Below are 9,971 nucleotides of genomic sequence, written 5' to 3'. Positions count from 1 at the left end.
TACAGCCAGCTGGCTGTAGGTCTTCGTCACACCGCTCACATTGAACGTGGCGAGGGAAGCGGGCATGTAGGCGGTGATGCCGTACGAGGAGACATACACCACATTCGACGACAGCTTCGTGATGCTACCGCTCACGGTGAAGGCGGTCGACACGCTCACCGGGTAGGTGGTCGACGAGGGGGTCGGCGACGGACTCGGCGTAGGCGTCGGCGTAGGCGGGCGTAGGCGTCGGCGTGGGTGTCGGCGTAGGCGTCGGCGTGGGTGTCGGCGTAGGCGTTGGCGTCGGCGTGGGCGTTGGCGTAGGCGTCGGGCTCGGCGATGTCGACGAGACCGAGAAGTCGAGCGACGCGAACGCGCGCCGGCCATCCGGCCACTGAACCTCGGCCTCAACCCAGGCTGCGCCTGACGCGGTGGGTGCGTAGGTCATGCTGGCGCCCCCGAAGATGGGCTGCTGCCCTGCCGCCTCCCACACGATGCGACTCGCCGTCGAGAGGTCGAGACCGGGAACGCTCAACGTCGCCGTGACGGGCGTGTTGATCGCCGCCGCTCCGGACAGCGAGATGCTGGCCGAAGGGGCCTTCCAGGCCTGGCTCTTCACCGGCGTGAGGGTCATGAGGAACGCCTCCGATGCGAGACCACTTGCCGCGAGGCTGGTGACGATCTCGGTCTGTACGTTCCAGGTGTCTGTCAGGCGATCGTAGATGCCGTACCCCGGCGTGGTGCTGCTGTCGGCCGGGTAGGTCAGATCGCGAAGCGAGGTGCCGTAGGTGCTCAGCACCGGCATCACGTTGGTGAGAATGCCGATGGGAACGCCGGAGGCCGGTAGCTGGCGCCGATCGTTCTTCGAGTACTGATCGACCATCTCACGACGTCGCTGCCACCCGCAGCCCGTGATGAACGACTCGTTCACGGGGTTGTTGCCATGCTCGTAGTCGACGTTGCTCACGATGGCGTCGAGCAGCGCCTGCGACGGGTTGAGCTGGTAGGCCACGACCATGTCGAAGGCACGATCGCCCGCGCAGTACCACGCCGCGTTTCCATATCGCTTGTCTGCCGAGGCGTAGGCCACGCCGAAGGCGCTCGCATTGGTGAATCCGAGCTGGTCCTGTCCACCCGCCGCGACCTGGCCCTGGCAAGCCGCAAGATAGGTGGCGTCGACCGAGGGGAGGCGACCGCTCTTCACCGCGAACGCGATGTCGCGAATGGCGCACCCGTATCCCTCGAACAGCCTCCACCAGCCCCAGCGGCTGAGCGTCGACGACGCCGGATCCGGCATGTCGGCCTTCAGCATCGCAAAGATGCTCGGGTCGTTGGTGGCCGCGTACATGGCCGCCTCGCACCACGCGATCTCGTCCTTGTCGCTGAACACCAGGCCGTAGAAGGTCACGGTCTGATAGGCGCCCTGGCGACCGTACTTCGCCCAGGCATTGTTGAGGAAGGTCCACCCCTTGTTGGCCGCCGCCATGTAGGCCGCCGCCTTCGTGGGGAACTGAGCCTTCACCAGCGGCGACGAGCCCATCTCGGCCAGGGCCGCGGTGCAGGCGGCAGTGGCGCTGGTGTTCTTGGGATAGGTCACCTGTACGATGCCGTCATCCGGCAGCATGTTGTACTCGTACTTCATGTCGCGCGGATAGGTGAGGAAGTAGAAGCCCCCGTCGGCATCCTGGTTGCGTACGAGGTAGTCGGCCTCCCACATGGCTTCCTGCAGGATGTCGCTCTGCCCGTCGCCGCTCTCGGGAATCCCGAGATTGTCGAGCTGGGCCACGCCGGCGAAGTTATCGGCCGCGAACAGCAGATGGTGCGCCAGCTGTGCCACGTCGATGGCGTACTTGCTGTAGTCGCCTGCATCGTGGTGTCCGCCGTGCACATCTTGCGTGCCCGAGTTGACGAACGGGTACAATGACTTCGAGGTATCCGTCATCTTCTGCGCGGTCTGATACGCGTCAGAAGCCACCGACACGAAGGCGCTCAGGAACGACTGGGTGTTCGCGAAGATCGGATCGAGCGTGGGGATCTGCGCCGCGAGGATGTGGCACGCCCCGTGCACGAACCGCGTGAACGGCAGTGCGTTGGTGGTGCCGCAGCGCTTGTGGTAGAGACCGAGCGCGTACGCACGCGCGAAGTCTCCCGCCAGGCCGTCATCGATGCGAAACGGATAGCTCGCGCCCAGTCCCGGAACGAACAGGCGGTACTGACCCGGTGTCTTGAATGCCGTGAAATCGGCAACATACACCTTCTGGTACAGCGGCGGTGTGGTGGACAGCCCCTGTTCCGGCCGCGCCGTGAGCGTGCCCGAGAACACGCTCTGTCCGCTCATGTCGAGCACCTGGAATGTGGTCGACGGGATGTTCAGCTCGCCCAGGCTGCCCAGGAAATAGCTGACCGTGGCCTTCTTTGCAAAAGCCGGCACGTAGCCTTCCTGGTTGACGTGAACCACCGGGCTGTAGCGGGTGGGCGCCGCGGAAGCCTGCCAGAGCATGGTCGACGGCCACAGCGTGTTCCCCGGATTGGTGACGCTCACCGCCGCGCCATCGCTGATGGGCGTCGACAGCTGCAGGTAGAGGTAGTTGCCGATGCGCAGATCGTACACCCGATCCGGTGCATACAGCGGGCGGCGCTTGAAGCCCACCGTCGAAACCGGAACGGTCTGGCCGCCCACCGTCACGACGAACGCGCTCGCGGAAGGCAGCGTGGCGGTTCCACCCGAGACGAAGTTCCAGCTGGTGGGCGCCGCCCCCACGCTGGGCGCGGTGTTGACGAGCGTGAGCTCGAGCATGGTGGGAGAGACGATCTTCAGGGCGTTGTAGCCAACAGGCGGCACGTCGAGAGACACCTCAGCAGGTGCCTGAGATGCGGGCGCCGTCGACTGCAGTTTCGAGGCCGACGCGCCAGGGGTATGAGCAGAGAGGCGCACATCGGCTTTCGTCGATGAGACCCCGCCAGAGGTTGACGTTGCGCTCCCCGCCAGTGGATTGCCAGCGGATCCGGTCGAAGCAGATCCGCCACCACCGCAACCGGGCAGGAGCGTAGCGAGAACGAGGGAGACAGCCAGGGAGAGGCGCCAACGGGCGGCCCTCCCCGAGGGTTCCGACATGAAGAACCGGGACATCGTATGACACGACCTTTCCGCAAGCCCGCTATCCGATCCCGGAAAGAGTTTCCAGAAAACGGAACAGCAAGGCCAGGCAGGTAGATTTCCCCAGCGATCCCCTTGAACGGCACATCCCCGAAATCGAGAGATCAGAAGACCTCGCAACGAATGTGCTGCCGCGCGCCGCCCTCACGAACCAGCGTGACGCTGCGCGCCCCTGTGCAACAAGCCACCGCGCGAGGCGCGGCGCTCACCGTCACGTCCGGAATCTACCAGAGGGTTCGCGCGCCGTCAACGCTGTGAAACGCGCTCACGCCCATCCGGCCTTGCTTTGCAGCCAATCGCATTCAATGCTGAACCCGTTCGCAAGAGACGCTGTCGCTGAAAGAAAAAAAAGCGCCGCCTGTCTGACGCCCCCTCTCCCGACAACCTCTCAGCCTTCGTGCTGAAAACGTCTCGTCAAGGCCTGCCCCGCAACGCGCAGCAGGAACCGTGGGTTGCCGAGCACATACCGGCGCCACATGCGCCGCGGTTCGAGACCGAGACGCCAGACCCACTCGAGTGCGTGCGCGCGCATCCACCCGGGCGCGCGGGGAACCGATGCCGAGTAGAAATCGAACAGCGCCCCCACGCCCAGCGCAACACGCACGCCTGCGCGACGCAGATGCGCATCGATCCACAGCTCCTGCATCGGCACGCCCATCGCGACAAGGAGCAGCTTTGCGCCAGATCGCCGTATCTCATCTGCCACGGCATCGCTCTCGCCCCTCGAGAAGAAGCCATGATGGACACCCGCGAGGCGAAGGCGTGGGTGGGCGTGCATGATCCAGTCTGCCGTTCCCTGCACCGCTCGTGGCGACGCTCCGAGCAGGAACACGCCCACGTCGACCGCCTCGAGGGCGTGACACAGCCTGGGAAACAGATCGGTGCCGTTCACGTTCTCGCGCACCCGAACTCCCAGCGCGCGCGCCCCGACCCGAACGCCGACCCCGTCGGCGAACACCCGTCGCGCACCGTTCAAGACCTCCCTGTATCGACGGTCGCGCGCGGCGACGTTGAGACAGTGCGCGTTCACAAACGCCATCTGACACGGCGGCGTGCCCTCGCTCGCCGCCGTCGACACGATCTCGGCCAGCGCCTGGCGCATGGGCATGTTGTCGATGCGAACCCCGAGAAGCCGAAAATCGGGTGCTGACTGTAAGGTCATGAGAGGCTCTCCCCCGACGCGGGTGCTCGGCGAAAGAACAGCCGGCACTGAGGCAGATTCCCCATCTGCGCCCGCGAAAACCGGCTTTGAATCCGTCGCAGCGGTTTGCCGGCGAACAGACGCGGGTAGCGTGAATGCACCCCTCACCCCTTACTCACCGGAGGATTCCCGTCATGATCGCATCACGTAAACCTCCACTCACGCTGTGCGTGTTCATCGACGCACTGGGCTGGGAGATCGTGCGCAACCGACCGTTCCTGCAAGACGCCCTGCCGATACGAACACCGATTGAAACCGTGTTCGGCTACAGCTGCACCTGCGGCCCGACGATCCTCACAGGCAAGATGCCACGCGATCACGGCCATCTTGCCTTCTGGTCGTATGCGCCCGAACGGTCACCGTTCACCGATATGACCATGCTCGCGGCGCTGCCGAAGACCCTCACCAGCAGAAGCCGGGTGCGACGTCTCCTGAGCCGCTGGGTCGCACGTCAGAGGGGGTTCACCGGGTACTTCCAGCTGTACAACCTCCCCTTTGATCGAATTCACCTCTTCGATTACCTCGAGAAGAAAGACATCTATCAGCCCGGCGGCATTGTGGGGGGAGCCCCCACCATCTTCGACTGGCTGCGCCACGAGAACATCCCCTTCTTCCTGTCGGACTGGCGCGCTTCCGAAGAGCGCAACGTGGAGCACCTCATCGACGCCCTCGATGGCGGCCGCCCGCGATTCGCCTACCTCTATCTCGCCGCCCTCGACTCCCTGCTACATGCCCATGGAACCGCATCGAATGCCGTGCAGCAGCATCTCTCGTGGTACGAGACCCAGCTGTCTCGCGTACTGGCCATGGCCCGGCGCTGGTACGAGCCTCGCGTCTTCCTGTTCAGCGACCACGGGATGACCGATGTTCACAACACGTGCGACCTCGTCTCACGCATCGAGCGGCTCAGACTCGGCTTCGGCGTCGACTACGCGGCCATGTACGATGCCACGATGGCGCGCTTCTGGTTCCTGACCGAACGAGGGCGTGACGCCATCACCGAAGTGCTGCAGACCGAGCCACGCGGACACATCGTCACTGACGCGCAGCTGCGTGCCTGGGAGGTGGACTTCGATGATCGTCGCTACGGCGATCTGTTCTTTCTCCTCGATCCGGGCGTGCTGCTCTGCCCCAGCTACATGGGAGAGACGCCAGTGGCGGGCATGCACGGCTACGCGCCTGGGCACGAAACCGCACGCGCGACCTTCGCCACCAACGTTACGCCAGCCCCGACGCCTCGGCGTCTCGACGATCTGTACGCCGTCATGCAGCACGACATCATCGCCTCCCTACGCCCCGAAGAGGTGTGCTGATGGCGCTCCCTTTCGTGGTGATGCGCGCGCGCAACGACATGCCCCTGATACGCGACACCCTCGCCGCACTCTCAGCCCAGCACGTGCGGCATCGGCTCCTCGTCTTCGACAATGCGTCGACAGACGGCTCCCGCGACGCCGCAGCGGCCCACGGCGCAACCATCATCGACGTTCCCGAGGGCGCCTACGTGCCCGGTCGTGTTCTGAACGAGGCGATGCATCGCTCTGAGGGAGACATCGTGACATTCGTGAACGCCGATTGCACGCCCATCGGGCGGAACTGGCTGGGAGCCCTGCTCTCTGGCTTCGACGCGGCCGGTGTGGCGGCCGTGTTCGGACGACAGGACCCTCGCCCGCTCTGTCACCCTCTCTGGGCACGAGACACCCTCGAGGCCTATGGCGACGGCGCGCGACAGCAGCGGTGGCGGTGCTGCTTCTCGATGGCGGCGTCTGCCATTCGCCGAGACGTCTGGCGCTGGCTGCCCTTTGACGAGGCGCTCTGCTACTCCGAGGACATCGACTGGACGTGGCGGGCCCGCCAGAGGGGCTTCTCGATTCGCTACGCAGCCGAAGCCAGAGCGACGCACTCACACAACTACACGCCAGGTCAGCTCTACCGCCGACAGCACGGCGAGGGGAAGGCGGAGGCGCACATCTTCACCTGGTCGCGATGGCGCCGATCGCTGATTCGATATGCCGTTCTTCCCTACGCACGACAGGTGGTGGCCGACCTGGCCTGGTGCATACGAGAGCGGCGTCTCGACGCCGCGGCGGCCGCGCCGCTGCTGCGACTCATCGCCACGACGGGGCGCTGGCGCGGCTTCATCGAGGGGCTACGAGAGGAGAGCAGCCGTGAGATACGCACCACACGCAACGCCTGAGTTCAACACGCGCTTCGAGGTCGCGCTGCGGGCGCTCACCGATGACGTTCGTCGCACGATCGGCGCACCGCTCACCGCATTGGTGCTAGGGGGCGGATACGGTCGCGGCGAGGGTGCCGTGATCTTTCGCAATGGCCTCGAGCAGCCCTACAACGATCTCGATCTCCTCCTCGTGATGAAGCACAGGGGCGCGGTGGAAGAAGCACGACTGCGACCGCTGCGCGAGCGACAGCAGAAAGCGCTCGGGGTCGAGATCGATTTCGGCCGCCCTCTCACCGTCGCCGACATCGAGCGCTGGCCGTGCTCGCTCATGTGGCAGGACCTGCTGGCCGACCATATCGTGCTCCACGGCCCTCCCAACATCATCACGGCCCACGCGCCCGCCCATCTCGCAGATCCCCTTCCCTGCGTCGAAGGAACACGCCTGCTGCTCAACCGCGGTGCAGGGCTGCTCTGGTCGATGCGCATCGCGCGTCGTCTCGAGCCGACGCCGGACGTCGATTTCATTCGTCGCAACTTCTACAAGTGCGCGCTGGCGCTCGGGGACGCGCTGCTCATCGCGCACGGGCGCTTCACGCCCCGGTGCGATGGGCGTGATGAGCGTCTCGCCACCCTCCTCGCCGAGCAGCCCCTTGCGCCCTGCGTGCTGTCACTGCACCGCAGCGCCCTGCGCTTCAAGCTGAAGCCCGACGATCTCCCCGCCCGTCGACCGAGCGATGACGAGCTCGAAGCGCTGGCCCGAGACTGGACCGAGGTCTTCCTCTACGTCGAGCAGGTTCGCGCCGGGCGCACGTATCGAGATCGACAGGCGTGCGCTGCCGATCGGTCGCACCGCGAGCCCGGTCTCAACCGTCCCTCCCGCTGGATGCGAAACGCAGTGCAGAACCTGCGCGAGGGACGTCTCTCCTTGTCGTATCCGCGCGAGCATCTCTACCGCGCGCTCCCCCCCCTGCTCACCACGCGGCAGGACCCGTCGTGGGACCGCGAGAGCGCGCGGTTCCTGCGAACGTGGAGGCGCTACAGCTGACGATGAAGTTCTTCGTGTTCGGACTCTTCTGCGCGATTGCCATACCGACGTTGACCTGCCTCGCCGCTCGAAGCGCCACCGCTCGTGGCCTGCTTCTGTGCGCCCTGGTGGTATCGACCGCGCTCGGTCCGGGGGCAAGCATCCATCTGACCACTCTGACCGACTATCGCGGCACAGAGGACGGCTTCATCGTGCACCTCACCGATGTGCTCTGCGTCGCGCTGGCGATGGCGCTCATCGTCGCAGAGCGTCATCGGGTGCGCCTTGTCCCGCACGAACCCCTTCCCCTCGCCGCGCTGGTCGTCGTGGGCAGCCTCTCCACCGCGGCCGCGCACGACCCCACGCTCTCGCTCTGCACCATGTTCACCCTGCTGAAGGCCTGCCTCATCTACTGGTGCGTCTCCAGCGCGCTCACGACGGGAACTTCAACGCGCTGGCTATGGCGGGGATTCCTGACGCTGGCGGCATCGCTCTCGGTCATCACCGTGGCGCAGCGCGTCATCTTGCACGTGCCGCGCGTCAACGCGCTCTTCCCACACTCGAACACCTTGCCCTCCTTCACCTTTCTGTTCATTCCCCTGCTGCTGACCGGCGCCCTCTGCGAACCCGCCCTGCCACGAGGGGAACGCAGCTTCACGGTGCTCTCGGTCTTCGCGCTCTCTCTCGGCGTGATGTTCACCATGTCACGTTCCGGCTTCGTCCTTCTGCCCCTCTCGCTGATCGGGGCGCTGCTCACCGGCGTTCGCCATGGCGCCACCCCGAGCGCCCGCAGGCTCGGAATGATGCTGCTGATCTGCCTGGCTCTCATGGGGCTCGCGCTCTCGGGCCCCGTGATGGAACGCTTTGCCAACGCGCCTTCCGCAAGCGGTGAAGCGCGCCATGAGTTCAACGACGCCGCGCTCGCGATGGCCGATGACAACCCGCTGGGCGTGGGGCTGAACTGCTACGCCGACGTGCTCAGCACGAACCCCGTGTACCGACGCGATCTCCGCGTACTGCGCAACGAGCGCAGCGCGGGGGTCTGCCACAACATCTATCTTCTCACGGCCGCGGAGACCGGATGGGTCGGTCTCGCCATCGCCCTCCTCGCCGCCGCCCGCATCTGCACCGTGGCGTGGCGTGAGGGGCGACGTCGAAGGGGCACCGATGCCGTCGCGCTCCACGCGCTTCTCGCAGGCTGGCTGTGCGTGCTCGCCACGGGAACCCTCGAATGGGTGATGCGGCAATCGCCTGTCATCGACATGGCGGCGATCACGACCGCCCTCGCCATGGTCCTGGCGCATCGACCTGCCTCCACCGTGCGGACCTCCTCGAACAGCACCCTGCGCCCGCCCCTCAGCAGCGCTGACCGCCGCGCGGTGACCTCTCACGCCTGACCCCCCGCTTCCTGCCGACCTCATTGAGTCGAACTTACAAAAGGAGCCCCCCCATGCTGGACACCCCGATGGAACCCATCGCAGCCCTGCCTTCCCCGGTCGACCCGCGGGTCGCCCTGGCCGGCTTGTGGCGTCGACGCGGAATTGCGCTGCTGCTGGTCGTGATCTCGCTTGTCGTCGGTGTGACCGCCGGACGAGCGCTCGGCGTCGGCACCTATGAGAGCGAGGCCTCGCTGCTCTACGATCCCGCCGTGATGCGCACCGTCCTCGGACGCGAACCCCTCCCGGTTCCCCTCATCGCCGCACGGGTGAGATCAACCGACGTTCTCAAGCCGGTCGCCAGCGCCCTCGGCACTGATCTCGCCAGTCTGCAACGCGCCACGGAGAGCGAGCTCGATCGCGACAGCGGTGCGATCCGCATCCGTGCAGCAGCACCGTCTGCTGAAGCTGCGCAGCGGACCGCGCGTGCGCTGAGCGACGCCTTCGTGGCTGACGTTCGTGCCACGGTGACAGCCGCCTGCACCGCACAGCTCGAACGGCTGCGCGCAGATCTGAACCGCTGCGAGGCGGCCGCCGAGCAGGCCGAGAGCGCCCTTCAGGCGTTCCTGGTACGCAATCACCTCTCCGCGTCAGACATGGCCGCTGGCGACACCCCCGACGCAGTCGAGCAGCTGCAGCTTGCACTCACCGAGGCAGAATCAGAGAGACAGGCCTTCGAGCGACAGCTGTCGATGCTCGAGTCAACGCGCAACGACCTGCTGCGAAAAGCACGGGAAGAGGCGCGCGCCGCCCGCGCAGCAGCGCACGAGGGGGCGCTCGAGAAGCGCTCCCAGGATCTCATGTCGCTGATCAGCGACAATCGAAGTCGCAGCGCCAACCTCATTGCGCTGCGTCAGAGCGAGGCAGAGCTGAGACGAGCCCGACAGCTCGCAGCCGAGGGATACATCTCGCAGCAGGAGCTCGAGCGCGCAGGCGAAGCCGTCGAGAAGAGCCGCGCCCTTCTCGCGGACGACCGACGCTACGACCAGTGGCGCAGC

Annotated in this window: 6 protein-coding genes; 4 read left to right on the top strand and 2 right to left on the bottom strand. The window is 66.0% G+C overall.

Annotated elements, in window-relative coordinates:
* Nucleotides 1-124 precede the first annotated feature (124 nt).
* Nucleotides 125-3,109 carry a glycoside hydrolase family 9 gene (locus tag EB084_02435; GenBank protein NDD27109.1) on the bottom strand — a complete coding sequence of 995 codons (2,985 nt, stop codon included), beginning with the start codon at nt 3,107-3,109 and terminating at the stop codon, nt 125-127.
* 415 nt (nt 3,110-3,524) lie between these two features.
* A complete protein-coding gene (locus EB084_02430) occupies nt 3,525-4,298 on the bottom strand; it encodes a WecB/TagA/CpsF family glycosyltransferase (protein ID NDD27108.1) in 774 nt (257 codons plus the stop codon).
* Nucleotides 4,299-4,432: 134 nt separating this feature from the next.
* Between EB084_02430 and EB084_02425 the strand changes: the two genes are divergently transcribed.
* From EB084_02425 to EB084_02410, 4 genes are read left to right on the top strand one after another with little or no spacing between them, the layout of a single operon-like run.
* The gene (locus tag EB084_02425) at nt 4,433-5,650 is read left to right on the top strand and encodes a hypothetical protein (protein ID NDD27107.1); all 1,218 of its coding nucleotides are present in this window, start codon (nt 4,433-4,435) and stop codon (nt 5,648-5,650) included.
* A complete protein-coding gene (locus tag EB084_02420; GenBank protein NDD27106.1) occupies nt 5,650-6,531 on the top strand; it encodes a glycosyltransferase in 882 nt (293 codons plus the stop codon). The genes EB084_02425 and EB084_02420 overlap by 1 nt, the downstream gene beginning before the upstream one ends.
* Nucleotides 6,503-7,558 (top strand): hypothetical protein, encoded by a 1,056-nt coding sequence (locus tag EB084_02415; protein ID NDD27105.1) that lies wholly within the window; start codon nt 6,503-6,505, stop codon nt 7,556-7,558. The genes EB084_02420 and EB084_02415 overlap by 29 nt, the downstream gene beginning before the upstream one ends.
* The gene (locus EB084_02410) at nt 7,507-8,934 is read left to right on the top strand and encodes an O-antigen ligase domain-containing protein (GenBank protein ID NDD27104.1); all 1,428 of its coding nucleotides are present in this window, start codon (nt 7,507-7,509) and stop codon (nt 8,932-8,934) included. The genes EB084_02415 and EB084_02410 overlap by 52 nt, the downstream gene beginning before the upstream one ends.
* Nucleotides 8,935-9,971: the final 1,037 nt, after the last annotated feature.

The sequence above is a fragment of the Pseudomonadota bacterium genome, assembly GCA_010028905.1.
Classification (GTDB): Bacteria; Vulcanimicrobiota; Xenobia; order RGZZ01; family RGZZ01; genus RGZZ01.
Note: the sequence above shows the minus strand (reverse complement) of the source record. Positions and strands in the feature narration are given on the sequence as shown.

What these genes read in the sequence shown, in the direction of transcription:
- EB084_02435 (NDD27109.1), bottom strand. Translation starts at nt 3,109, where the DNA reads ATGTCCCGGTTCTTCATGTCGGAACCCTCGGGGAGGGCCGCCCGTTGG.
- EB084_02430 (NDD27108.1), bottom strand. Translation starts at nt 4,298, where the DNA reads ATGACCTTACAGTCAGCACCCGATTTTCGGCTTCTCGGGGTTCGCATC.
- EB084_02425 (NDD27107.1), top strand. Translation starts at nt 4,433, where the DNA reads ATGCACCCCTCACCCCTTACTCACCGGAGGATTCCCGTCATGATCGCA.
- EB084_02420 (NDD27106.1), top strand. Translation starts at nt 5,650, where the DNA reads ATGGCGCTCCCTTTCGTGGTGATGCGCGCGCGCAACGACATGCCCCTG.